General features: G+C 63.0%; 21 protein-coding genes and 1 pseudogene. 12 read left to right on the top strand and 10 right to left on the bottom strand.

The features are described from left to right. Nucleotides 1-1,547 (bottom strand): beta strand repeat-containing protein (locus tag VFE81_RS00560; protein WP_325042727.1); only part of this gene is annotated, 1,547 nt, incomplete at its 3' end. 336 nt (nucleotides 1,548-1,883) lie between these two features. On the opposite strand from VFE81_RS00560, the gene VFE81_RS00555 reads away from it, so the two are divergent. Beyond that, nucleotides 1,884-2,939: an aldo/keto reductase gene (locus tag VFE81_RS00555; protein WP_325042726.1), complete on the top strand. Its 1,056-nt coding sequence runs from the start codon at nucleotides 1,884-1,886 to the stop codon at nucleotides 2,937-2,939. Between the two features lie 42 nt (nucleotides 2,940-2,981). Here VFE81_RS00555 and VFE81_RS00550 read toward each other — a convergent pair. The 4 genes and pseudogenes from VFE81_RS00550 to VFE81_RS00535 form a co-directional block, all read right to left on the bottom strand. Beyond that, a pseudogene (locus tag VFE81_RS00550) lies at nucleotides 2,982-3,320 on the bottom strand (FUSC family protein); the annotation flags it as partial. Between the two features lie 152 nt (nucleotides 3,321-3,472). Then, nucleotides 3,473-4,792, bottom strand: coding sequence for a cation:proton antiporter (locus tag VFE81_RS00545; RefSeq protein WP_325042725.1), 1,320 nt, complete (start codon nucleotides 4,790-4,792; stop codon nucleotides 3,473-3,475). Between the two features lie 93 nt (nucleotides 4,793-4,885). Then, the gene (locus tag VFE81_RS00540) at nucleotides 4,886-5,296 is read right to left on the bottom strand and encodes a DUF3175 domain-containing protein (RefSeq protein ID WP_325042724.1); all 411 of its coding nucleotides are present in this window, start codon (nucleotides 5,294-5,296) and stop codon (nucleotides 4,886-4,888) included. Nucleotides 5,297-5,331: 35 nt separating this feature from the next. Continuing rightward, nucleotides 5,332-5,859, bottom strand: coding sequence for a PRC-barrel domain-containing protein (locus tag VFE81_RS00535; protein ID WP_325042723.1), 528 nt, complete (start codon nucleotides 5,857-5,859; stop codon nucleotides 5,332-5,334). 238 nt (nucleotides 5,860-6,097) lie between these two features. Here VFE81_RS00535 and VFE81_RS00530 point away from each other — a divergent pair, with 238 nt between their 5' ends. Beyond that, nucleotides 6,098-6,400 carry a hypothetical protein gene (locus VFE81_RS00530; protein WP_325042722.1) on the top strand — a complete coding sequence of 101 codons (303 nt, stop codon included), beginning with the start codon at nucleotides 6,098-6,100 and terminating at the stop codon, nucleotides 6,398-6,400. A 106-nt stretch (nucleotides 6,401-6,506) separates the two neighbouring features. Here the strand turns inward: VFE81_RS00530 and VFE81_RS00525 are convergent, their stop codons facing one another. Continuing rightward, nucleotides 6,507-6,764: a hypothetical protein gene (locus VFE81_RS00525; RefSeq protein WP_325042721.1), complete on the bottom strand. Its 258-nt coding sequence runs from the start codon at nucleotides 6,762-6,764 to the stop codon at nucleotides 6,507-6,509. A gap of 140 nt (nucleotides 6,765-6,904) precedes the next feature. Continuing rightward, a complete protein-coding gene (locus VFE81_RS00520) occupies nucleotides 6,905-8,206 on the bottom strand; it encodes a DNA topoisomerase IB (RefSeq protein ID WP_325042720.1) in 1,302 nt (433 codons plus the stop codon). A gap of 297 nt (nucleotides 8,207-8,503) precedes the next feature. On the opposite strand from VFE81_RS00520, the gene VFE81_RS00515 reads away from it, so the two are divergent. From VFE81_RS00515 to VFE81_RS00500, 4 genes are all read left to right on the top strand, one after another. Beyond that, nucleotides 8,504-9,067, top strand: a complete 564-nt coding sequence (locus VFE81_RS00515) for a DUF4142 domain-containing protein (protein ID WP_325042719.1) — start codon at nucleotides 8,504-8,506, stop codon at nucleotides 9,065-9,067. Then, on the top strand, nucleotides 9,064-9,408 hold the full coding sequence (locus VFE81_RS00510; protein WP_325042718.1) for a DUF1488 domain-containing protein: 345 nt from the start codon (nucleotides 9,064-9,066) through the stop codon (nucleotides 9,406-9,408). Before VFE81_RS00515 ends, VFE81_RS00510 begins: the two co-directional genes overlap by 4 nt. 96 nt (nucleotides 9,409-9,504) lie before the next feature. Then, nucleotides 9,505-10,086, top strand: coding sequence for a hypothetical protein (locus VFE81_RS00505; protein ID WP_325042717.1), 582 nt, complete (start codon nucleotides 9,505-9,507; stop codon nucleotides 10,084-10,086). A gap of 302 nt (nucleotides 10,087-10,388) precedes the next feature. Continuing rightward, a complete protein-coding gene (locus VFE81_RS00500; RefSeq protein ID WP_325042716.1) occupies nucleotides 10,389-10,841 on the top strand; it encodes a PA2169 family four-helix-bundle protein in 453 nt (150 codons plus the stop codon). Nucleotides 10,842-10,999: 158 nt separating this feature from the next. Here the strand turns inward: VFE81_RS00500 and VFE81_RS00495 are convergent, their stop codons facing one another. After that, nucleotides 11,000-11,338 (bottom strand): BON domain-containing protein, encoded by a 339-nt coding sequence (locus tag VFE81_RS00495; protein WP_325042715.1) that lies wholly within the window; start codon nucleotides 11,336-11,338, stop codon nucleotides 11,000-11,002. Nucleotides 11,339-11,693: 355 nt separating this feature from the next. On the opposite strand from VFE81_RS00495, the gene VFE81_RS00490 reads away from it, so the two are divergent. The 6 genes from VFE81_RS00490 to VFE81_RS00465 all read left to right on the top strand — a co-directional run bounded on the left by VFE81_RS00490 (nucleotide 11,694) and on the right by VFE81_RS00465 (nucleotide 21,877). Continuing rightward, on the top strand, nucleotides 11,694-13,169 hold the full coding sequence (locus VFE81_RS00490) for an RNA polymerase factor sigma-54 (protein WP_325042714.1): 1,476 nt from the start codon (nucleotides 11,694-11,696) through the stop codon (nucleotides 13,167-13,169). 137 nt (nucleotides 13,170-13,306) lie between these two features. Next, nucleotides 13,307-14,485: a pyridoxal phosphate-dependent aminotransferase gene (locus tag VFE81_RS00485; protein WP_325042713.1), complete on the top strand. Its 1,179-nt coding sequence runs from the start codon at nucleotides 13,307-13,309 to the stop codon at nucleotides 14,483-14,485. Between the two features lie 229 nt (nucleotides 14,486-14,714). Next, a complete protein-coding gene (locus tag VFE81_RS00480) occupies nucleotides 14,715-16,511 on the top strand; it encodes a S10 family peptidase (RefSeq protein WP_325042712.1) in 1,797 nt (598 codons plus the stop codon). Between the two features lie 74 nt (nucleotides 16,512-16,585). Then, complete coding sequence (locus tag VFE81_RS00475; RefSeq protein WP_325042711.1) at nucleotides 16,586-18,586, top strand: VRR-NUC domain-containing protein; 2,001 nt, start codon at nucleotides 16,586-16,588, stop codon at nucleotides 18,584-18,586. Next, entirely contained in the window at nucleotides 18,583-20,859 is a 2,277-nt protein-coding gene (locus tag VFE81_RS00470; protein WP_325042710.1) for an ATP-dependent DNA helicase, read from the top strand. Before VFE81_RS00475 ends, VFE81_RS00470 begins: the two co-directional genes overlap by 4 nt. Nucleotides 20,860-21,025: 166 nt before the next feature. Beyond that, a complete protein-coding gene (locus VFE81_RS00465) occupies nucleotides 21,026-21,877 on the top strand; it encodes an alpha/beta hydrolase (RefSeq protein ID WP_325042709.1) in 852 nt (283 codons plus the stop codon). Here VFE81_RS00465 and VFE81_RS00460 read toward each other — a convergent pair. Both VFE81_RS00460 and VFE81_RS00455 read right to left on the bottom strand, forming a co-directional pair. Next, nucleotides 21,816-24,491, bottom strand: coding sequence for a mechanosensitive ion channel family protein (locus tag VFE81_RS00460; protein ID WP_325042708.1), 2,676 nt, complete (start codon nucleotides 24,489-24,491; stop codon nucleotides 21,816-21,818). The genes VFE81_RS00465 and VFE81_RS00460 overlap by 62 nt on opposite strands. Before the next feature lie 171 nt (nucleotides 24,492-24,662). Next, complete coding sequence (locus tag VFE81_RS00455; RefSeq protein WP_325042707.1) at nucleotides 24,663-25,013, bottom strand: NIPSNAP family protein; 351 nt, start codon at nucleotides 25,011-25,013, stop codon at nucleotides 24,663-24,665. Nucleotides 25,014-25,317: the final 304 nt, after the last annotated feature.

Raw genomic sequence — 25,317 nt, 5'->3', positions numbered from 1 at the left:
CTCACTGCCTGCGTGAGCGTGGTATTGAACGATTGCGTATCGATCGTGCCGCCGCCAGCTGCCAGCGTGATCGCACGCGTGCCGGCGAGGTCGAAGCTCGTCGTCAATTGCAGCGCGCCGCCGTTGAACGTGAGACCGCCGGTGTTCGCGCCGAGCGCATTGTCCGCGCCGACGGCGATCGTGCCTTGATCGATCGTCGTGCCACCCGAGTAGGTGTTGCCGCTCGCCGCAGCCGGCGCGAGCGTCAACACGCCGGCGCCGGTCTTATCGACTGCGCCCGTGCCGCTGATCGATCCTGCATAGGTGCCCGCGTTGTCCTGGGCAAACCGCACGAGTCCGTTGTCGGTTACGTTGGAGGGCAGGTTTTGCGCATTCGCCTGCAAGGTCGCGCCGCTATCGACGAGCGCCGTCGCGCTCGCGCCGAGCGTACCGGTGAGATTGAGGGTGCCGGTTTGCACGTGCGCGAGCGTGAAGGTCCCACTGCCGGTCCAGTTCCACAATGCGCCCTGCATCAGCAGGGTCTGAAAGTTGGTAAACGCATTCGAAGCCGTGCCCGAGCCTTGCAAGGTCACGGTGTTCGTTCCTGCTCCGCCATCGGCCGTGCCGTTGATCACGGAGCCGGTTTGCAGAATCAGCGAGTCGTTGCCGTTGCCCATCGTGATGGCCGTGCCGATGCCGCTCTGCACGAGTCCCGCATTGATGATGGTGCTGTTGCCGTTGAGCGTGCGGATGCCGGAGCCGTTCTGGCTGATGATGCTGCCACCCGCGAGGTTCTGGATCGTCGCCACGAAGCTCGATCCCGCCGTGTTCGAAAACACCGCATCCGAGCCGCTGCCGCTCGCGCTGATTGTGCCGCTGTTGATCAACTGGTCGTTATTGCCTTGCAGATAAGCGGTTGGACTGGCGGAGCCTGTGGTGGACAGCGTGCCGCTGTTGGTGATGCTGCCGCTGCCGCCGAGAATCGATGCCGCCCGCGCGTTGCTGCCCGAGGTCGTCACCGTGCCGGTGTTGATCAACTTGTTGTTCGACTGGCCGACGTTCGTTTGTCCCCACGCGGCCGTCATGCCGTAAGCATTGGGGCCGCTGGTGGTGATCGAGCCGTTATTGGTCAGGGTGTTGCCGCTGCCGTTGGCGGCCATGCCGTCGTTGAAGGCGCCGCTCGCGGTGATGACCCCGCCGGTCGCGTTGGTGATCTGATTGCCGTTGCCCACACCGAGCAGCACGGCGCCACGCACGGTGCCCGTGCCGCCGCCACCTGTCAGCGAGAAGTTGCCGCTGCTGTTGATCGCGCTATTGGTGTCGACGCTGAAGACGACCGGAGTGGCGCTGCGCACGAAACTGCCCGAGGTGGTGCTATCGGCGTTGATCGTCACGCCCGTGCTGCCGGTTTGCGCAATGACGGCAGCGAGGCCGCTGCTTGTGCAGGTGACGGTGGTATTGCTCGGCGGTGCCGTATTGCTGCACGCGGCCATCGCGGAAGGGGTGAGTGCTTTGGAGAGCAGCACGACGCTGCCCAGGCCGATGCCAAACGTTTTCTTCTTCTTCATACGCGGTCCTTGGTAAGGGCACTACACCATACGAGCGGAATGGTCCGACTTATACACGCCTTACCAGGACTTTCCAATTGCGTCCGGCATAACTTACGAATGTGTTGCGGATCACCGACGCTTGCTGGAGACCCGCATGACGCCTTGCTTGCGCAGGAGCAGGCAGTTTTTCGAGCGAAGAAAAAGGTACCGTAGTTGCCGTACGAACAGTAAGGGTTTTGAAACATACGCTCGCCGGGTGGCTGGTCAGGACTCACGCCGGGTCCTGTCGAAATTTGCCAGGTGCAGTACTCTGTACGGCTTACTCATCCACGAATCCACAATGGAGTCTCGACGATGCGATACAACCCGTTAGGCCGTACCGGTGTGTTTGTTTCAGAGCTATGTCTGGGCACGATGACCTTCGGCGGTGGCGAGGGCATATGGAAGCAGATCGGCGATCTGCAGCAGCAGGACGCGGAGCGGCTGGTCGGCCGGGCACTCGACGCGGGTATCAATTTCATCGACACGGCCGACGTCTATGCTGACGGCTTGTCCGAGCAGATCACAGGCCAGGCGCTGAAGAACCTCAAGGTGCCGCGCGACAAGGTTGTGGTCGCAACCAAAGTATTCGGTGCGACGGCAGCGTTTCCGAACGCGCGCGGGGCGTCGCGTTATCACATCATCGACGGCGTCAAGGCGAGCCTGAAGCGCCTGCAACTCGATCACATCGACCTGTACCAGATCCACGGTTTCGATCCGGCCACGCCGATCGAGGAAACCGTGCGCGCGCTCGATACGCTGGTTCAGCATGGTCATGTGCGCTATGTCGGCGTGTCGAACTGGGCCGCGTGGCAGATCGTGAAGGCGTTGGGCATCTCGGAGCGCCTCGGGCTCGCGCGCTTTGAAACGCTACAGGCGTATTACACCTTGGCGGGTCGCGACCTCGAACGCGAACTCGTGCCGATGCTGCACAGCGAAGGACTGGGCCTGATGGTGTGGAGTCCGCTCGCGGGCGGCTTGCTGAGCGGCAAATACGGGCGCGAGCAGCAGGGGGAAGCCGGCAGCCGTCGCACGACGTTCGATTTTCCACCCGTCAATCGTGAACGCGCGTATGACTGTATCGACGTGATGCGTGATATCGCGGAGGCGAAGAAAGTGTCTGTGGCGCAGATCGCGCTCGCGTGGCTGCTGCATCAACGCGTGGTGACCTCGGTGATCGTCGGTGCGAAGAAAATCGAGCAACTCGACGACAACATCGCCGCCACCGGCGTTGCGTTGACTGCCGACGAGCTTGCGAAGCTGGATCAGGTCAGCACGCTGCCGCCTGAGTACCCGGGCTGGATGCTGGAGCGCCAGGGTGAGCCGCGCCGCAAGCAACTTGAAGAGGCGCGTTATCCGGTGCAACGCTAGATGGAAGCCGCGGCGCCGAGGCGCAGCAGGGCCTTGTCCCAAGGCGAACCGACGCCCGGCACCCAACAGCATGATGGTCGCGGTGATGCCGCCCAGACGCGCCGCGCTACCCACGTTCACGATCCAGCAGATCACGATTGCCACCGCAACCGTGGCCGCGTAGGCCGCGAGATAGCCGCCGCCGAGCGTTGCGCCGACGAGGCCGCACACGCCCCCGACCATCGCGCCGATGAATTGATCGCGCGAGAGCTTGCGCCTGTCGATATAACTATGCTGGCTGACCGCGATTGCCGTAATCGCAGCCCAGAAGGCTTGCTCGGTATGCAGCCACCGGCCGATCGCGAAAGCAAGGCTGGCGCCGGCCACCGCCTGCGCGGCCATCACGCCGCCTTCGACCAGCCGGTCGCCCAGCGGCAGCGCCTTGAGAAACGCGAACAGTGAGTCGGCCGCGCTCGTCCGCGCTGCACGTCTTGAATCGTTGGGAGCGGTCATCGAATGGGGAAGAACCTGTTGCAGCATGAAGGACTCGTATTCTAGCGTTCACTGCTGCGCAGCCTGTGATACCAGTTCATCAGAGGCGTAGCCGAGATACCATGAATGACGACCGACGCTGCGACCACCGCCAGCGCGAGCGGCACCAGCGGGGCGACGTCGGACGCCGCGCCATATTCGAGCGCGTATGCCAGGTAGTAAAACGAACCGATGCCGCGGATGCCGAACCAGCTCATCAAACGCCGCTGTGCTGGCGTTGCGCTCGACCCCAACAGTGACAACTCGACCGACACCGGCCGCACGAAGACGAACAGCGCAATTGTGAGCGCCACCGTCTGCCAGGTAAAAAGCGGCACGTGAAGCGTGGCGAGCACATTGCCGACCATCGCCATCACCGCCACCTCGGCGATACGTTCGAGTTCGATCGTGAAGCCCATCACCGACTCCGTCATATACGCGTGCGCTTTGCTCGGGTTCGCCGCGGTCGCCTCGACGTCTTCGGAATCGACCGTGCCGATTGCTTGGCGCGCCGAAACGCCACCGCTCGCACGATGTTCGACGCGGCGCATCGCGACGCCTGCCGCGAACACCGCCAGAAAGCCATAGGTATGCGCGAGTTGCGCGGTGCCGAACGAGAGTTCGATCAGTCCCAACGCGAAGAAACCCTCGAGACCGAGCGCCTGCGCGTGGCGCGTACGCAACCAGGTGACCGCATGCGTCGTGGCCCAGCCAAGCAGAGCCCCGATCGCGATCGCGCCGACCACGCCCCATACGATGCTGCCGGCGAGCTTGAAAGTCAGTACGTCGCCGGCTTGAGCAGCGGGCGCCGCACAGATCGCGAGACCGAGCATCGCGAAGGGAAGTGCGATGCCGTCGTTCAGGCCGCCTTCGCCGGAGAGCGCGAAGCGCAGCAGATCGTGATCGCCGGGATTGTGCACCTGGACGTCGTGCGCTAGCACCGGATCGGTCGGCGCGAGGATCGCCGCGAGCAGCAGGGAGGGTCCCCAGCCAAGATGCAGTACATACACGCTGAATAGCGTGAGCAGCGGAATAGTCGCCAGCATGGCGAGGAAGCCGAGACGCAGCGGCACGGTCCAGAGTTTCTCGAGTACGCCAAGCCGCAAACGCAGGCCGATAGCGAACAGCGAGACCAGTAGCGCGACTTCCGTGATGGTTCGCAGCAGATGCGCATCGGCGACGATATCGAGGCGCAACAGGTCCACACCAGGCGGTCCGAGCGCGTAGCCGATCGCAAGGTAGAACATGGCGGCGCTAACGGGCAAGCGCCGGAATGTCGTCGCCGCCACGCCCATGAAAACGAGCACGGCGCCGACGATGAGAAACCAGAGAGTTTCGTGCATGAGCGTCCGGTTGGAGCCGGCATGCGGACCGTGCATGCGCGGCTGGTTGAAGGGTACACGTCCGAACGCATCATCTACGTTGCTTGCGCCACTTCAAGGCGCGCGGCCGAACGCCTCACGCAATTTGCGTTTGGCCTGCTGCAACGTGTCGCGGCGCGCCTTCGGCAGATTCCTGCCGGCGCGATTGATATAGAAGTTCAGCATCGACATGGCCGACTGGAATGGCGAACCCTTGCGACGGTGGCTATGCGTCGAAGACTGTTTCAGCGATTTCGCGATCGACTCCGCCGTACCCGTTTTGAAAATATCGTGTTCGATATCCATCGCGTCGCTGGTTTCCATCACGTGATGTGACCACTTTTCTGGATGCTTTGCGCTGCCTCCACGGGCAGTTTTAGCGCGATGCGCGGCATGCGCCTGTGCATGCCGCTGACGCGGTGGACGCCCTGACTTGCCACCCACGACCGGGCGTTTCGGTTTGCCGGCGGTTTTTCGGGTGGTCATGATGTCGCCTCCTTACCGAGTCGTGCTCGTGTGGATTACAACTTCACCCCGCCGGCTTCCGGCGCATCCGATGAGCCCGGCGGGATGTCGCCGACGCCCAGATCGTCGCGTCGATCGTACCGGTCACGCCCCCAGTAGGGCTCGCGACCGTAGTACTGGTGCACGGACGTGGCCCAGGTCTGGTCGGCCATCGCCGGCCAATGATCCTTATCGAATCCCGGTGCGTTTTTTACGCGCTCGGCTGTCATATCGAGGACGAAGCACTTCTGCTTTGTATCGAGGGTCAGTGCACTCCACGGAATCGCCAGCAGTTTGTCGCCGATGCCGAGAAAGCCGCCGCTCGACAACACCACATACGCGATGCGACCCGAGCCGACGTCGAGCATGATGTCCTTGACCTTGCCGATGTCCTCGCCGTCGCTGCTGACCATTTTGTTGCCGTCGAGCGTGGCTGCGGCCATCACGTCGGGGCCGGGGCCGTTTGCGGTCGCGTCGCCCTCACCGACGATATGCGCGCCCTGGTCCTGGCGCATTCTGCCTGGGGTCTGTTTCTGGTTGAGCATGATAGTTCTCCCTTACCGGTTCGATGTAGGGAGAAGTGAGCAACTGGCGTTCCTCCGATCTCGCGGAGTTGCGACCGAAGCGGAGCCGGAGTACCGCGGTGTTTTGTTCTGGTAGTTCGCCGGAGCGGCACGTAAAGGATGAGGAACGTTTGAAACTATTTCATCCGCAGGGAGAAAGGCACCGCGAGGCATAACCCTTGCTGCGCTATTACCACCCATTCACGTGTGGAGATTTTCAATGAAATATTCAAAGGCATTGCTGGTATCGGTACTCGTCGCCATGTCGGGCGCCGTGTTTGCGCAGGCGGGCGGTGGTAACGGTAACGGTGGGGGCGGCGGAACCGGCGGCTCGGGCAACGCACATGGTGCGGCAACCGCGGCGCCGACGACGGGGGGCGATGCAGCGTCGGGGGCAATGAGTAGTGGCTCGTCGAAAATGCATCACACGTCGAAGTCGAAGACCAAGACGAAGAAACCGATGAGCGATACGACTAACGCGCCAGGTGCGGACGCGAGCAGCGATACCAAGGGGGGCCAATAGCACCAACGATGAACACTAACGATGGCCGGTGAATCCGCGCTCGCATGGATACAGTCGCGGCTTCGCCTCACCGATGAGGGAGAGACAAGATGAAACAACTATCCAGTCAAAGCGTGGCCAGGCAGGCGCTGATCGTGGCAGCTGTGGTGTTATTGACCGCGGCCGCCGGCTGCAAACGCGCCGATAACGGCAGCACGGATACGTCCACTGCGGCCAGCTCCGCACTGGCCAGCAGCGGTGTGATGAACGGTAACGCGGCTACTGGCAGCACAGCAGATACGAGCAGCGGCGCGGCTGCTGCCGCCGACGCGACGAGTATGCCGGCTGCGGCCTCAGCGGCCTCCGGCGCTAGCCAATAAATCAAACGGGAGATCTAAGTAATAGCACATGCATTTGCATCGCGGAAGATAGGATCGCCGCACAGGATTCCACTATCCGGTGAATCCTGGTGCGGTGACGTCAGCCCATCTCTTTCGACGCCGCCAGTTGTGGCTGGCGAGTCACCTATTTGGCGTCACGCGATGCAGCAACCTCGCGTGACGCGGCCGACCGCTGTGATGCTTGCGCGCCAGTCTTAACATTCGTCTTCGCAGTGGCTTTTTTACGCACCGCACGCGATTTTTTCAGCAAGCTGGTCAGCGGACCGTTGATACTGTCCGTCACCACCGTCTCGCGCACCTTGCGGCCTTTGGCGCCGGCCGTGCGCGCCAGCTTCGCGGCACGTTTCTCCGCATGCGCGAGCAACGCGGCCAATGCCACTTCGTCCACTCTCAATCCACGGCGTGCGTGGCCGGTCGGCACGCTCTGCAACTCGTCCGCTTCGAACGCACTGATTACCGCAGGGTGGATGTAGCAGCGCCGGCAAACCGCGGGCGTATTGCGCAGTAATGCGGCCACATCCTTGACTGTCGCCACTATATGGCGGCGCGCTTGCGCCGCGCTACCGCACATCAGCCGCCTTAGTGCGGCCAATGCATAGACGCTGCCGGCCCAGGTTCGATAGTCCTTCGCGGTGAAGTCGGCATCGCTCGCACGGCGCAGGTAATCGTTGATGTCGGCCGAACCGACCGTGCGACGCGTGCCGTCGTCGTCGAGATACTGGAAAAGGTCGTGGCCCGGCAGTTCGGCGCAGCGGCGCACGATGCGTTTGACGCGCGGATTGTCCACTGTCACGTCGTGTTCGATGCCGCTCTTGCCGCGAAACCTGAAGCGCAACTGGCCGGCTTCGATCTTCACATGCTTCTTGCGCAGCGTTGTCAAACCGTACGACTGGTTATCGCGCGCATATTCCGCGCTGCCGATGCGAATCAGCGTGGTGTCGAGCAACTGCACGATCGCGGCGAGGACCTTATCGTATGGCATGCCAGGCAATTTCAGATCGCGTGCGACGCGCGCGCGGATCTTCGGCAACGCACGGCCGAACTCGGCCATGCGTTCGTACTTGTCGGCGTCGCGTGTCTCGCGCCAACGTGGGTGATACCGGTATTGCTTGCGACCGCGTGCATCGCGGCCCGTCGCCTGGATATGGCCACGCGCGTCGGGACAGATCCAGACGTCTTCGTAAGCGGGCGGAATGGCGAGCGCATTGATGCGTTTGATTTCTTCTTCGTCGTCGATACGCTTGCCGGTCTGGTCGACATACATGAAGCCGTCTTTTTCACGCTTGCGGGTATAGCCGGGTTTGCTGTCGTCGGCGTGGCGCAAGCCCGGCGGCATGGCGGCAGGCGCGGCTGGTTGCGCGGCTTTGTCGTCACCGCGGTCGGTGCGCCTGGTATCGCGTTGGGTCAAGTGGGTTGTGGCAGCCATCGTCGCAGGTAGAAGTTTCAAGCATGCCGCGCGGTTTGCGCCGGTGTCCGCCTTCAAGCAAAGGCGATGCCTGGCGCGGGGGCGTGGCGTACTGCGCGAGACGCGAGCGGAACAGTCCTTGCGAACGCTCTCTGCGCAGTCGCCGGACATAGGCACGCCTTTTGCTATTAAAGGGCATAGCAAGCGTAAGGCTTCCTCAGCGAAGCGTAATTAACGAGGCGCACAGGCGTTGTTCTGAAATGCTGTGCCGCTTTGTTCTACTCGCTACGATAGATAAGTTCACCAGGGAGAAAATGTATGAAATTCCGGTATTCCCTACAAGTGATGACCGTTGCGTTGGGGCTTGGCGCAGCGTCGATCGGCGCTGTCTACGCGCAAGCCAGTGACGCCCCCGCGAGCGATGCACCGGTGAGCGGCACCAGGCTCTCGCCTGCAGATCAGCAGTTCGTGCAGGATGCCTCACAGTCCGACGCCACCGAAATCGCGGCAAGCAAAGTTGCGCTCAAGAATTCGAGCGACCCGCACGTGAAGAAATTCGCGCAGCAAATGATCACTGACCATACGAAGCTCTCGCGCGGGATGGCCGCACTCGTCGCGAAGAAGGGGCTTAACACGGCTCCGTCCGCCGATTCCGCGCTGGTCGGCAAACTGCAGACGCTCAAAGGCCGTGAATTCGATCAGGCCTACGTCGAGCAGATCGGTGTGGAAGCGCATCAGCGAGCGGTCGACCTGTTTCAGCAGGAAAGCCAGAGCGGCACTGACTCGCAGTTGAAGGCGGCAGCTTCGCACGCATTGCCGACCATCAAACATCACCTCGCGATGGCGCAGCAACTCGCCGGCTCAATGAAGGGCTCGTCATGAACGCGATCCTGCCGCGGCCGGCCTATGAGGATTCCCTTATGCACATTACTTTTCCGGACGACCAACCTGCCTTCGACGGAGCGAATCTGACCGTGCGCTTCATGGCGCGCGTCGACGGCGAAGCGGTTGAGTGCGCGATCACGGCTGAGGCGCTGGAAGATCATTTCGGCGCCGATTCCGCGCTCGAATCCACCCTGATGGCCGCCTTCGACAAGGGCCGCAACCGCATCCGCTCGGTTTGCGCGGAAGCACTCGACCAGAACGGCGGCGATGGCGTAGTGTTGCATAGTGGACTGTTCAGAGTGGAAGGCATGGAGCCCGATCGCGGCACCACCGCGTAGTCCGGGCGCGTGCCTGCCGCCTGCGCGCAACTTTCAGCGCGGCGCTGTTCGGCGGCATGATCCGCAAAACGCGATTCAACGATGCAAGGAGGCCTCATGTCACTCATCGTCGCAGCACGGTTTACGACTTTCCCCGCCGCTGAAGACGCGGCGCAAAAGCTCTTCAACGCAGGTTTCGTCGAAGAAGACGTCACGCTGTTTTTTGTCAATCCGCGCGGCCAGCACGCGCGTTATCCGATCGGCGGCGATGTCGGCACCGACGCGGGCGCGAGGGAAGCGCCGAAAGGCGCTGGAATGGGCGTCACCATCGGCGCGGTAGTGGGTGCGGTGGTCGGCGTCGCGATATTTGCGACGTTTTCGGCGCCTATTCTCGTCTCGCTGATCGCGGCCGGCGTCGGCGCGTACATCGGCTCGCTGGCCGGAGCGATGGCGGCCACTCGCGAAGGCGGTAAAACCGGCCACCATTTGCCATTTCATCAGGAAATGCGCGATTCCGGCGTACTGGTTGCCGTGCATGTGTGCCCCGACAATCAGTTCGACGCTGCTCGTGTATTGCGCGAAGCAGGGGGGCTGGCGATCGAACGCGCGAGCGGGCGCTGGCAGCAGGGGCGCTGGGCCGACTTCGACCCACTCAAAACGCCCGAGCCGCTCAACGAATTCAGCGAGAAGCATGCTTGAGTGAGGTGAACGCTTTCGTTTGAACGTAGACGCGGTAAACAACAAAACGGCCCGACAAATGTCGGGCCGTTCTGCATTCGTTCGCTCGAAAACCCGATGAAAAGATCGTCGCCAAGGTGGGCAGGATTTACGCGCGTTGGCAAGATTGCGACCGCTTGTCCTCGCTTGCCACCACCGTCAGACAGGGTATCGACGGCCGGCGCGCCAGGCATGGCTCATGCGCATAGACAGAGGAACCCCGTTGCTACGTGGAAGTACGTAGCGGCGGATTCCACGATCAACGAAACCCCTGGAGGTATTGAATGGCTACGAACGTTGTTTCCGTGCTGAACGATCTGGTCGAAACGTCGAAGGATGGCGAAAAGGGCTTTCGCAAGGCAGCAGAAGACGCGCAGGACGCGCAACTGAAGACGCTGTTTCTGTCGCGCGCCGAAGACTGCACGCGTGCTGCGCGCGAATTGCAGGATGCGGTTCAGGTTTTGGGCGGCAAGGCCGAAACGGGCGGCAGCGTGAGCGGTGCGCTGCATCGTGGTTGGGTCGACGTGAAATCAGCTGTGACGAATCGTAGCGACCATGAGATCCTGGCCGAATGCGAAAAGGGCGAAGACGTCGCGAAGAAGCGTTATCACGACGCGCTCGAAAAGGAATTGCCGGCGGATGTGCGCGCTATCGTCGAGCGTCAGTATCAAGGTGTGCTGCAAAACCATGACCGCGTGCGCGATCTGCGTGATCAGTACGCTGCGACCAAGCGTTAAATAGTGGCGGCGTAGCGATTTGCCGGCCGGCGCACATGAAAAAACCGTCCGCAATTGCGGACGGTTTTTCATTTGCTGTGCTGTCTGGCGCCGTAGCGGCGTTGTCGCAGCAAAAAGAGCCTGCCGAAGCCGACTCCTTTTTCTCGGATTGCCTGATCTTATTCCGCAGCGACCTTCAGATGGTTCTTTACGCTCGAAACGCCATCGACGCCCTTCACGACTTCTCCGGCGGCGGCCTTGTCGTCAGCAGACGGCACCGAACCCGTGAGCCACACCACGCCCTTGCGGGTCTTCACGTGGATATGGGTCGACTTGACGTTCTTCGCGCTAAGCAGTTCGGCCTTGGCCTTGGTAGTGATGGTGCCGTCGTCGACGTGCTGGCCGATGGTTTCAGACGCTGCCGACGGGGCCGAAGCGCTGGTTTGTGCCGTAGCGTTCAGTGCGAATGCGACACAGGCGATGCTACCCGCGGTCTTCAAAAGTTGGATGGTCTTCATGGTTTCTCCTTTGGGTGTTGATGAAAACTACTGCCTTGTTGCCTGAAGACGATCGGTATGCAAGTCGTGTGCCCGGTCCACCGTACGGATGTCCCGACACTGGAAAAAGCCGTTACGGCCCATGCATTTAGGCTGAGGAATAGAAGGGCGTCCGCGCGGGCGTGCTGTCCGGCAACCAGAAAGGCGTGCGACCGGAAATTGCCGGGTCTTTGTAAAAATGGGGCTCGCCCGGTGTGCAATCGGCGGGCCTGAAAGAGCAAAACTTAGAAAAAACAGTGCATTGAGCAAACTGGTATGACAGTTGCTATGTAAAGGTCACGAACCATTTCTCAGCGATTAACGGGACCTCACTACAATGCCTTCAATTGAACTACGCACAAGGCAGTCTCTCGCACTTACGCCACGTCTGCAGCAATCAGTGCGTCTGTTGCAGTTGTCGTCTCTGGAGTTCCAGCAGGAGTTGCGCACCGCGCTCGACACCAATCCGTTCCTCGAGTACGACTCGTCCGAAACGGAAGACGTCGCGCTCTCTACCGCTTCCCCGGGCGATGACGCCGGTGCGACGCCTGCGACTGACGCGGTCGCCGCGGCCGAAGCTGAACCGGTGCCGGCCGAAGCCAGCGGCACGACGGAGAGCGCGGAGCAGGATGACATGCCCGGCGACTTTTCGGGCGACTATAGCAGCCGCAGTTCGACGCGCCAGAACGGCGACTCCGACGGCAGTGACCCAGCCGAATGGGCGCGTTCCCAACCCACCTTGCGCGAGCAGTTGCACGACTCGCTGCGTTTGTATCGACTCGACGAGCGTGACCGCGCAGTGGCCCGCTTCATCGTCGAGGCGCTCGACGACGACGGCTATCTGCGTCAGGAGCTCTCCGATCTTGCGGAGAGCGTCGACCTCGAACCTGAACTGACCGAGGAAGAATTGCTGGTGGCGCTACGCCTCGTGCAATCGCTCGATCGTCCGGGTCTCGGTGCGCGCACGTTGTCCGAGTGCCTGTCGCTGCAAGTCAATGCCTTGCCCGCGGACACGCCGGGACGCGAGGTGGCGCGACAAATCGTCGACCATCATCTCGAACGCCTTGCGCGCCGCGAGCAGGCTGAACTGCAAAAGCAGATCGGCTGCAGCGCCGAGGAACTGCGGGTGGCCTGCGCGCTGGTGCGCAAGCTCGACCCGAAGCCGGGTAACAGCTACGGCCGTACCGAAGACAACTACGTGGTGCCGGACGTGATCGTGCGCCAGGCGCGCAACAAATGGGTGGTGACGATCAATCCGGCCGTGCAGCCGCGCGCTCGCATCCATCGCATGTATGCAGAGCTGTTCGCGCAGTCGGCCGGAACAAGCCGATCGCCGCTCGCGCAACAATTGCAGGAAGCGCGCTGGCTGATCCGCAATGCGCAGCAGCGCTTCGATACGATTCAACGCGTGGCCGAATGCATCGTCACGCATCAGAAGGCCTTCTTTCAGTACGGTGAAATCGCGCTCAAGCCGATGGTGCTGCGCGATGTGGCTGAAGAACTCGGTCTGCATGAGTCCACCATTTCGCGTGCGACCGGCAACAAATATATGGCTACGCCGCGCGGCATCTTCGAGTTCAAGCACTTCTTCCCGCGTGAACTCGGCACGGAAAGCGGCGGCACCTGTTCGGCCGCGGCTGTGCGCGCGCTGCTCAAGGAAATGATCGCCGCGGAGAACGCGCACGATCCGCTGTCCGATGTGACGCTCGCCAGGATGCTCGCGGATCAGGGCGTGCTCGTGGCACGGCGCACGGTAGCGAAATACCGCCATCTGATGAAAGTGCCGCCGGCGGAACTGCGTCGCCAGATTTAAGCGTACGTCATCGGACCCAAACGAGCCTTTATCGAAGGGTCATGCGAGGCTGGGTGCTCGCGTGACTCTTTTTCGTATCTGGACGTTTCGCGCGCGCCCCATTACATTGGCGGCTCAAGTCGAAACGGGGTGAGTCAATGAAGTACTCGAATCTGGTCGAGCGTTTGCAAGGCAAGCGCACGTCGGCGTGGGAAATCCATCGTGTCGCGCAACAGGCGCTCGCCAATGGCGAAGACGTGATCGTGCTGAGCGTCGGCGACCCCGATTTTGCGACGCCCACGCCGATCGTCGAGCGCGCCATCGCGGCGTTGCGCAGCGGCGATACGCATTACAGCGCGGTGTCCGGGCGTGAGCCGCTGCGTGTGGCGATTGCCGAAGAACATACGCGTACCACCGGTTGCGTCGCGAGCGCGGCTAACGTGATCCTGACGGCGGGTGCGCAGAACGGCGTGTTCGCCACATCGTTATGCCTGCTGGAAGCGGGCGACGAGGTGATCGTTCCCGAGCCGATGTATCTCACGTACGAGGCCTGCGTGCGCGCTGCCGGCGCCACGCTCGTGCCGGTGCCGGTCGATCCGGTGCGGGCGTTTCACCTCGACTGCGACGCGCTCGAAGCGGCCGTCACACCGCGCACTCAGGCTATTTTCTTTGCCACACCCTGCAATCCGACCGGTGTGGTGATGCCGCGTGCCGACCTCGAGCGCATCGCGCGGCTTGCCAACGAGCATGACCTTTGGGTGCTGTCCGACGAGGTCTATGCGGATCTTACGTTCGAACACGAGCACGTGAGCATCGCGACGTTGCCCGGCATGGCGGAACGCACGGTGACGCTCGGCAGTCTGTCGAAATCGCATGCCATGGCGGGTTGGCGTGTGGGCTGGGCGATTGGGCCCGCCGCACTCATCGAGCATATGGGCCGGCTTGCGCTGGCCATGCTCTATGGCTTGCCGGGCTTCATCCAGCAGGCCGCATTGACGGCCTTGCAGAACAAGGCGCCGATCGTTGCTGAGATGCGCGAGATTTACCGGCGGCGCCGCGACGTCGTATTCGAGCGCTTGCACCGCGTGCCAGGATTGCGTTGCCTGTTGCCGGAAGCCGGCATGTTCATGATGGTCGACGTCAGCGGCACGGGCCTCGACACGGTCGATTTCACCTGGCAACTGTTTCGCGCGCAAGGAGTGTCGGTGCTCGATGCCAGCGCATTCGGCGAGACCGCCAGTGGCTTCGTGCGGTTGGGTTTCGTGGTCGACGAAGCGAGCCTGATCGATGCGTGCGAACGGATTGCCGCGTTCGTCGGCGGATTGAAGCCGGCTTAGCGGTTCGTCCGGTCACAATCGAAACGCTCGGGTCAACGATTGACCATTTGACAATCGTTGACCCAACGCTCTCCCCTCATTGAAACGATGCGGCGTGGGAGAGGCGCGCGTTGCAACCGGTTTTCGGTTGACGTAGTCGATGCTTGCGTCAAGAATCGTTCGCCGAGTTCGTCTTAATCTGGACAATCGGATATCGACGTATATCGACTCGCAGCCGGGAACCACGCACATGGCCCTTCGCTTCTACTTCTCGTTGCGCCAATCGCTGGTGGCTGGAGCCATGGCGGCTGCTCTGGTCGCCATGGCTCTGTTCCTCGCCGTCGTCGCCACGTTCAGCCAGATGTGCGCGGCAGCCGAACTGGACGACTCATCCGCTGCATCTGCCAGCACGGAAACCGCCACGTCGCCAGCCAGCGAGGTGGACTTGCCCAGCGTGCCGGGTGCCCAGGCAGAAACTGCTCGCCAGGCCGTCGATGTAAACGGTCAGCCAGCCAAGGCGCCGCGCGCAAATCCATCACGTACCGGCCGTTCGCCACAGGTTTCCGCGGCCAGCCAGAACGATACGCAAGACAATCCTCAGCACAACGCCAAACCCGAACCCGTGGCGATCCCTGTGCCGCCGGAAAGCGCTGCGGTGACCCAGCATTCGATCCGGCTCGACGGCCGCAAGATCGACTACACGGCGACTGCCGGCAACCTGCTGCTGCGTGACAAAACCGGCCACGCCAATGCGAGCGTTTTCTATACTGCCTACACGGTCACCACCAAGGCGCCCTCGGCACGCCCCGTTACGTTCCTCTTCAACGGCGGACCGGGTGCAGGCAGCGTGTTCCTGATGATCGGCTCGTTCGGGCCGAAGCGGGCGCGCACGGCGAGTCCCGCGAACACGCCACCCGCGCCGTATGCGCTGGGCGACAACCCCGATAGTCTGCTCGACACGACCGATCTGGTCTTTATCGATGCCGTCGGCACAGGTTTGTCGAAGCCTGTCGGGCATGGCACCGGGAAGGATTTCTGGGGCGTCGATAAGGATCTCGACGCGTTTTCGCAGTTCATCGACCGCTATCTGACGGCGAACCAGCGCTGGAATTCGCCGAAGTATCTGCTCGGTGAGTCGTACGGCACCGCGCGCGCCGCGATGCTTGCGTATCAACTGGGACAAAACAATATCGCGCTCAACGGCGTGATCCTGATGTCGTCGGTACTCGATTCCTCGGCGTTTTCACCCGGTTCCGATTTCCAGAGCGAAAGCTACTTGCCGAGCTTCGCGGCCATTGCGTGGTACCACGACAAGATTGTGCCGAAGCCGGCCAATCTGCCGGCCTTTCTCGACGAAGCCCGCGCGTTCGCACGTGGACCTTATGCGCAAGCGCTCGCGCAGGGCGATGCGTTGCCCGAGGCGCAGCGTGACGAGATCGCCGCACGCGTGGCGCAGTTCACCGGGCTCGACGTCGATTACGTGAAGCGAAGCCGTCTGCGTCTCTATCCATCGCGCTTTCGCAGTCAATTGCTGCGCGATCAGTCGCGCAGCGTGGGCCGTTTCGATGCGCGTTTCGAAGGCCTCGAGTATGACGGCGTGTCCGAGCGTCCCGATTTCGACGCATCGGTTAGCAGCGTGGCGAGCGCTTTTGATGCCGCGCTACATCAGCATTTTGCGCAAGACCTGCACTTCACACCCGCCGACCACTATCGCGTCTTCAACGACGATGCGTTGAAGCAGTGGGACTGGAAGCATCGCGAGTGGTGGGGTGAGCAATTGTCCGTGCCCTACGCGGCGGGCGATCTCGCTGAAGCGATGCGTCAGAATCCGCAACTGCGCGTGATGTCGGTGAACGGTTATTTCGACCTCGCCACGCCGTTCTATGCGACCGAGTACGCGCTCGCACATCTGGGTGTCGACGCGCCGCTGCGTGCCAACGTGCGGATCGCTTACTACCCGACCGGCCACATGATCTATCTCGACGACGCCGCGTTGCATGCGCTCAAGCGGGATCTGGCGAGCTTCTATGCTGCGGGTGCGGGCTAGCTTTGGTTACCGGCCGATGTCGTCACGAACTTTGATATCATCACTGTATAAACATACAGGTTTCGTGATAGCCCGTGGCGACAGAAGCTCCGTCAGACATCCGCTCTGATGCCCCTTATTACCTGCTGAACTTCGAGCGTGCGCTGGCGTGGCTCGCCGAGCGTTACGGCGATCTGCTGGACGCGCACGAGCACTGCTTCCTGCGCGATTTCGCCGCTTTGCCGCAGCCATCGCGCGCCTTGCTGGTTCGCATGCTGATGCGCAAGGGCACGCTGTTCCGTGCCAGCCGTCTTTCTTATGATGAGATCGGTTGCCCCTTTCTGGCCGTTGCGCCTCTGGCGGCACTCGGCTGGGTCGATGCCGAGCCGGGTCTGACGCTTGACGATCTGTTCGCGCTCACCACACGTCCCGAGTTGCTGCTGATCTTTGCGGACGCGATCGCGTTGATCCCCGGCGCGAAGGGCTTGCGCAAACCGGAACTGCTGGAGACGCTGCGGCCGTTTTACGAACGTGAAGGCGAGGGTGAAGGCGAAGGCGAAGGCGAAGGCGAAGGTGGAGAACAAGCCCCCCTTGCGCATCCGTTGTCCACATGGCACAGCCAAACCACCGATCGCGTCTTTCATGTCACCGTCGCGCCGCTTTGCGAGCGTCTGCGCCTGATGTTCTTCGGCAATCTGCAGCAGGACTGGTCGGAGTTCGTGCTCGCCGATCTCGGCGTGTTCCAGTACGAGAAGGTCGCATTCGCTCCGTCGTCGCGCGCGTTTCAGCAACGCGTGGACATCGATGTCTACCTTGCGTTGCATACGTGCCGTGAAGCGCTCGAATGGTTGCCCACAGGTGACTCGGAAGCAGAAGCTGAGGCGATCGACGAGCTCGTCGCCGTGATCGCTGCGATCGAAACCTCGAACCCGTGGCTCGAAACGCGTCGCGCGAAATTGCTGTTTCGCATCGGTCAGCATTGCGAGCGCCAACAGAACTGGCCGGCTGCGCTCGCCGTCTACGAGCGTTGCGCGTGGCCCGGCGCGCGCCACCGGCGCTTGCGTGTGCTGGAACGCAGCGAACGATTCGACGAAGCTTTTGCCCTCGCTTCGCAAGCCGCTACCACGCCGGAAAGTGAGGAGGAAGCGCAGCGCGTCGCACGCATGTTGCCTCGTTTGCAGCGCAAGCGTGGCGAGCCGGTGGCGCGCGTGCCTGCCGCGCAGCCGGTCGCGCGCAGCACACTGGTGTTGCCGAGGCCTGAGGCGCCACTCTCAGTCGAATACGTCGCCCGCGACCATTTGACGTGCGACTCGGCTCCGGTTCACTACGTCGAAAATGCCCTGATCAACTCGCTGTTCGGCTTGCTGTGCTGGGAGCCGGTATTCGCGGCGCTGCCCGGCGCGTTTTTCCATCCGTTCCAGCGCGGGCCCGCCGATCTGCATGCGCCGGATTTTCATACGCGCCGCGCCGAACAATTCGCCGCATGCCTTGCGCAACTCGACAACGGTGCCTATCGCGAGACGATTCTGCGGCATCTGCAAAGCAAGGAAGGTTTGCAATCGCCGTTCGTATTCTGGGGCTTGCTAAGCCCGGAACTCGTCGTCCTGGCACTCGATTGCCTGCCTGCCGAGCATCTGAAACTATGGTTCGAGCGTCTGCTGCGCGACGTCCGCGGCAACCGTTCAGGCCTGCCGGACCTGATCCGTTTCTGGCCGGCCGAGCGCCGCTATGAGTTGATCGAAGTAAAAGGCCCCGGCGACCGTTTGCAGGACAACCAGATCCGCTGGCTCGCGTACTGCGCGCAGCACGGCATGCCGGTGCGCGTGCTCGACGTGCGATGGGCGGATGAAGATGCCGGCGTGTCCGAAGTTGCAGCAGAAGTCGAGGCTGGGGTGATGGCGGGGATCGAGGAAGTGGGCACGACAGCGGTTCGGAACGGGGCCGCCGCAGCGATCCGTGCAGCGGTTCCGAACGGAGCGACCGTAGAGGTCAGGCCAAGGGCTCGGAAAGAGGCCGCCGCAGAGGTCAGGCCAACGGTTCCGAACGGGGCGACCGAAGAGGTCAGGCCAACGGTTCCCAAAGAGGCCGCCACATGACCTACGTGGTCGCCGTGCGGGCGATGTGTGAATTCACCGCGCGGCGCGGCGATCTGGATCTGCGCTTCACGCCCGCGCCCACCTCGCTGGAAGGCATGGCCGGCCACGTGACGGTCGCCGGGCGGCGCGCGAGCGGCTATGAAACCGAGATCACGCTGACCGGCACGCATCGCGGTTTGACCGTGCGTGGCCGGGCCGACGGCTACGACCGGGCGGCGAACCGGCTGGAAGAGGTGAAAACCCATCGTGGCGCGCTCGACCGGATGCCCGCCAATCACCGCACGCTGCATTGGGCGCAGGCGCTGGTGTACGGCCATCTGCTGTGCCGCGCCCGCGGGCTTGCCGAATTGACGGTCGCGCTGGTGTATTTCGACATCGGCACTCAGAAGGAAAAGGTGCTGACCGAAACACACACTGCGCTTGAGCTGGAGATTTTCTTCGTCGAACAATGCGAGTGCTTTCTCGATTGGGCCGTGCAGGAAGAGGCGCATCGCGCCGCGCGTAACACAGCGCTCAACGCCTTGCAGTTTCCGCATGGCCAGTTCCGCAGCGGGCAGCGCGAACTGGCGGTGTCGGTATATCGCGCGGCGCGTGACGGCAAGCCGTTGATGGCGCAGGCGCCCACCGGCATCGGCAAGACGCTGGCGACGATTTTTCCACTGCTCAAGGCGTGTGCGTCGGATCAGATCGATCGCGTGTTCTTCCTCACCGCGAAAACGCCGGGCCGCGCGCTTGCCCTCGATGCAATCGAAACGCTCCATCAAAGCGCCGCGCCGTCCATTGCGCGGTTGCCGCTCAGAACGCTGGAACTGGTCGCGCGCGACAAGGCCTGCGAGCATCCCGACAAGGCCTGCAACGGCGAGTCCTGTCCGCTCGCGCGCGGCTTCTACGACCGGCTCGGTGCGGCCCGCAGCGCGGCGCTGGCCGCACCGAGGCTCGACCGGGCGTCGGTGCGCAAAGCGGCGCTCGAACATGACGTCTGCCCGTACTATCTCGCGCAGGAACTGGCGCGCTGGTCCGACGTGGTGGTCGGCGATTACAACTACTACTACGACAGCAGCGCGATGCTGTACGCGCTTACGCAGATCAATCAGTGGCGCGTCGGCGTGCTGGTCGACGAGGCGCACAACCTGCTCGACCGGGCACGGCGCATGTACAGCGCGTCGCTCGATCAGGCGGCGTTCCGGCTTGCCCGTAAAACCGCGCCGGCGACGTTGAAGAAGCCGCTTGAACGGCTTCAGCGCGAGTGGAACGCCGTCAAGCGCGCACAGACCGACACGTATCAGGTCTACGCCGACGTGCCCGGTAAACTGCTTTCGGCCGCACAGAATCTGATCGGCGCGGTGACGGAGCAACTCGCCGAAGCACCGCTTTCAATCGACGATGCGTCACTGCGGTTTTTCTTCGACGCCATGCATTTCGTCGCGCTGGCGGAGCAATTCGGCGAGCATTCGATTTTCGACATCACGCTCAGCACGGATCGCTACGCCCCGCGCGACAAGCGCAACGCCACGCTGTGCGTGCGCAACGTGATCCCGGCGCCGTTCCTCGCGGGCCGCTACGCCGCCGCGCGCACCACGGTGATGTTCTCCGGCACGCTCAATCCGCATCATTTCTATCGCGACACGCTGGGTCTGCCCGAGCAGACGACCTGGCTCGATGTCGAAGGGCCGTTCCGCGCCGAGCAGTTGCAGGTGCGTGTGGCCGGCAATGTATCGACGCGCTGGCGTGATCGCGAACGTTCGCTCGTGCCCATCGTCGATCTGATCGCGAGGCAGTACGCCGCGCAGCCGGGCAACTATCTCGGCTTTCTGAGCAGTTTCGAGTATTTGCAGCAGGTGGTGGCGTTGATGCGCGAGCGTCATCCGGCGCTGCCGGTATGGGCGCAGGAACAGGGTATGGACGAGGCGGCGCGCGACGCGTTCCTCGCGCGCTTTCGCACCATGAATCAGGGCGTGGGCTTCGCGGTGTTAGGCGGCGCGTTCTCAGAGGGCATCGATCTGGTCGGTCAGCAGCTGATCGGCGCCTTCATCGCAACGCTTGGCCTGCCGCAGATGAACGACGTCAACGAGCAGATGCGCCGCACCATGGACGCAAAGTTCGGCAACGGCTACGACTACATGTATCTGTATCCGGGATTGCAGAAGGTCGTGCAGGCCGCGGGCCGGGTCATTCGCACTGAGCAGGACCAAGGTGTTGTGCATCTGATCGACGACCGTTACCGGCGGCCGGAAGTGCAGCGCTTGTTGCCGCGCTGGTGGCAGGTGCAATAAGCCGAAGCAATAAACAGGTGCGGTAAGCAGTTGCAATAAGCAGACGCAAAAGCGGCTTATCGACAGCTCTCAAGTCCATCTCTTTACCTCCCAGGTAATCGACCCGCCTACCGCCACCAGGCAAAGTGGCGGCACGGCACAACGATTACGACCTAAGGAGGCGCCCATGAACGCGACCGCACCGTATCTCACCGACGATCCCAACACCATTCGCACCACCGACCACGCGCGCCTTTTCTACCGCGATTGGGGACACGGCGCGCCGCTCGTGTTCCTGTCCGGCTGGACGCTGAATTCCGACATGTGGGCCTATCAGATGGAGCCGCTGTCGCGCCTCGGTTGCCGTTGCATCGCTTATGACCGTCGCGGCCACGGCCGTTCGAGCGATCCGGGGCGAGGCTACGACTTCGACACGCTCGCCGACGATCTCGACAGCGTGCTGAGCACACTCGATCTAAGCAACGTGACGCTGGTCGCGCACTCGATCGCGAGCGGCGAAGCGGTGCGCTATCTGACGCGGCATGGATCAGGACGCGTGGCCCGGATTGCGTTCATTGCGCCCGCGGCCACACCGTATCTGCTAAAAACCGAAGACAATCCGAACGGAATCGACGCCGCGTTGTTCGAACAAGGCCGCGTCGCGTTGAGCCGGTCCTTCCCGGACTGGATCGAGGCGAATGCCGCACCTTACTTCGGCCCGGGCGTGTCGCGCGCGCCGCTCGACTGGACGATCCGCATGATGCTGCAAACCTCGCATCAGGCCATGCTTGAACTCGCCCGCGTCCAGACCGTCACCGATTTCCGCGCGGAGCTGGCCCGCGTCCGGGTGCCGTCGCTGGTCGTGCATGGCGACCGCGACGCCTCTGCACCGCTCGAGCTCACCGGGCGGCCGACCGCGGCGCTGATCGAAGGCGCTTCACTGAACGTCTACGAAGGCGCCGGCCACGGCCTGTACTTCACTCATGCGGAGAAGTTGAACCAGGATTTGCTGGCGTTCCTGGGCCACCGGCCGGCTTAGGGTCGACGGGTAACTGATCTTCAACCGGCGCGTCGGCTTGGCCGGCCGCTGCCTTCAGCGAGGCATCGGCGGGCGGCGTTGAAGGTGGCGAAGGTGGCGAAGGCGGCGAAGGCGGGTTGTCCTTCGCCGTGGCCTCGGCGCCGTCATTCGGTGCGCCGTTCGATTCGACTTTGGCCGGTCCGCTCTCCGGGTCCCACGTCAGCAGATGTCGCTGCGGATTCGCGATTTCGATGCCTCGCGCGCTGAACTGGTCGAGAATGCGCCGGTTGAATTCGCGCTGCACACCCCAGCGGGCGGTGTCGCGGCATTGGATCTGGCCGGCCAGCGTCACCGCCGAGCCGTCCACCCCATCCACGCCCCAGAAGCTGAAGTCGGACAGGATGCCGTCCTTGAACTTCTCGTCCTCGCGCAGCGCCGCGCCGATTTCCTTCAGCGTGGCGATGGCCAGATCGACGTCGGCGCCGAAGACGATATTCACCTTCACTGCCGCATTGCCGAGTTCGCGATTGGTGTTGTTTACGGTCGAGACCGAACTGAACGGCACGGTGTACAGCGAACCGTCGCTGCCGCGCAAGCGCACGGTGCGGATCGACAGATATTCGACCGTGCCGGATACGCCCGCGAGCGTGACCCAGTCGCCAACCTGCATGGCGTTTTCCATCAACAGGAACATGCCGGTGATGAAATCCTGCACGAGCTTTTGCGAGCCGAAGCCGAGCGCCACGCCGAAGATGCTCGCGCCCGCCAGCAGCGGCCCGATGTTCACGCCGAGTTCGCTCAGGCCGGTGAGTACCACCACCAGCGCAATCACGCAGAAGAGCGCGCTACGCAGCATCGGCAGAAGGGTGCGCAGACGCGCGGCGCGCACCAGGTCGCCGCTGGTGGTCCAGCGGTCCAGCCGCCGTTCGACCGCCACGTTGACGCTTTCCCATACCAGCAGCGCAATCGCGGCGGCGACGCCGATCGTGATCATCGCCGAAGCCAGCCGATGGCCGATCGAACCGGCCCGGAACAGCTCGCCCACGTCGACGCCCCACACCTGCAGCAGCGCAAGCGCAGTGACGATGCCGATGATCCACGAGACGACCCGCCGCAGCAGCGGGTAATAGCGGTAGGCATGCTGGTGCACGAGCGACTTCTCCGCGTCGCCCTGTACATGGAAGAGCCGCGCCATCGCACCGAAAATCACGATCGAGACGACCCGTGCACCCACCAGAATCGCCAGCGTAATGCCGCCGAGATGCAGCAGGGTGTGATAGCCGTTCTGTACGTCGAGCGCCCAGATGAACCATAGCGCCATCACCATGAACACCGCGAACCATGCCCATGCGTCGGCGAGCGCATTGCCGAACATTTGCAGCGACTCGCGCGCGGCGAAGCGCTTGCGGATCAATTCTCCGACCGGCTTCGCGCATCGCAGGATCAGGATCGAGATCATGATGTGGCCCGCGAGCGCGACCACCTTCATCAGCGCGAGATGCGCCGCGTCGTTCAACCCGAGCGACTGCGCAATCTCCGCGATCGCCGAACCGGCACCGACCACGGCGACGATCCGCACGATCCAGCGCTGCACGAAAACGGCCCACGCATCGCTCATGCGTAACAGGCGCAGGCGCGGTGCGGTGGGCTGCAGAAAGAAGCCACTGACGACCACGATCACGCGGCACAGCACGTAGATGTCGATCAGCGAGTCGAGTGCGCGGTCTTGCGGCGTGCCATCGTCGGTGAAGATCGACATCAGCGCGCTCGCCACGCCGACAAACACGAAGAGGGGCAACAGGCGCAGCACCATTGTGAGCAGCGCGCGCGGCAGACGCTGCAGGAGCGTCCAGTGATGCACGGCCTTCTGCTTGCCTTTGGCTTCAGTGGCCTGGCCGGTGGTGGATGTGCGCGACGACGTGCCAGACGGCTTCGCTGCCTGCGCCGACGCATCGGGAGAAACGGGCAGCGGCGGTGCGGCATTCGGCGCATCGGCCTGTTGTGGCATGACGTCGACGGGCAGGTCGGCTTGCGACGCGCTGTCCTCGTCTCCACGTTCGCGGCGCGCGGCGAGGGCCGTATATGCGCGGCGCAACAGGCGGCGCGCGAACCATTCCAGCACCAGCGCGGGCAGCAGTGCCGCCAGCAGCGACCAGACGACCCGGCCGAGCACGCCGCGCGCTTGCGGGTTGGTCGATTGCCAATGCCACCAGGCACGCACCGACGCTACGTCGAGCAGCGCGGCGGCCGAACTGCGCAATGACGTGCCAAGGTGCACGGCCCAATGCGCGCCCTGACGCGCCAGTTGCGAGGCGAGGCCATTGGACTTGAACGCGGCTGGAACGAGCGCGGCGGTGCTGCTGGCCGCGGAGGGCGCCGAAGCGGCCGCAGCCGCCGAGGCAGGCGGCGCGCTGAGTGCGCCCGCTGCGGCAATCGCCTGGAGCGTGTCGCTGACTTGCGCGCGGCGCTTGGGATCGTTGAGGACGCTGAGGGCCTGGCGGGCCTGCTCGGGCGTCAGGGTGAGCGCGGCGCCGGATGCCGCGGATGCGGCGGCGGGTTGCGCCGCGGCGGCAAAGGCCGGCGCGGCGCCCAGGATGAGAAAAATGACAAACCAGGCGTGAAATATTTTGCGCATAGGGTGTAAGGCGGGGTACCAGGTGCGGACGACGGTGCCGGGACGCGTGGATCGGTTCGGCGACGTGACCCTGAACCGACACGGGTTGGGTCGTACAAGTTCCATCCGCGGCGGCTTGCGGCGATCAAGCGAGGGTTCGGCCAGCCGGTTTGAATTGTAACGTCAGGTCGCCTATTCCGTCGCTTCCATCCCACTCATCGCCGGCACCCCAAGCGTGCCTTCGACGACTTCGGTGAAAGTCCGCTCCTCGCGCAAAATGAAGCGCCTGGTCTGCGCGAGCCTGAAATTTTCCCGAGCTTCGGGATCGGTTCGCAGTCGCGCCCGGTACGTTTCATACGCGGCGAGGCTGTCGAACGCGATCAAGCCCCACGCGATGTCGTTGGTCCCTTCGTGGGGCAGAAAGTAGCCGATCAGATGACCGCCGCAGCGGGGAATAATGCGGCCCCAGTTGCGAGCGTAGTCGTCAAAGGCATCGCGTTGGAATGGGTCGATCTGATAACGGATAAAGCAGGTAATCGTCATGTGCGAGCTCCCAGTCGGATATGGATGGTCCGAGGACCTGAGCATCAGTATGCCGACTGGCTGATCGCGACGTTTCACTGCTTGATGAACTGTCGATGGAGCAGCGCGAATGCGCTATGGCATCCATCGCGAGCGGATCGTCAAAGGGGAATCCGGTAAGCGACTACGACGGCCGGCGCTCCGGACCGCGGCAATCGATGCGGGTTCGCGGAGGTTTACCCGCTTAGGTGGCCCGGGAGATCAAACCAGCGATGGAGCGTGCCGCTCCGCCTCGTCGTCGGCATCCGCGCCGCCGTTCGTGTTC

Source organism: Paraburkholderia sp., from assembly GCF_035656215.1.
GTDB lineage: Bacteria > Pseudomonadota > Gammaproteobacteria > Burkholderiales > Burkholderiaceae > Paraburkholderia.
Note: the sequence above shows the minus strand (reverse complement) of the source record. Positions and strands in the feature narration are given on the sequence as shown.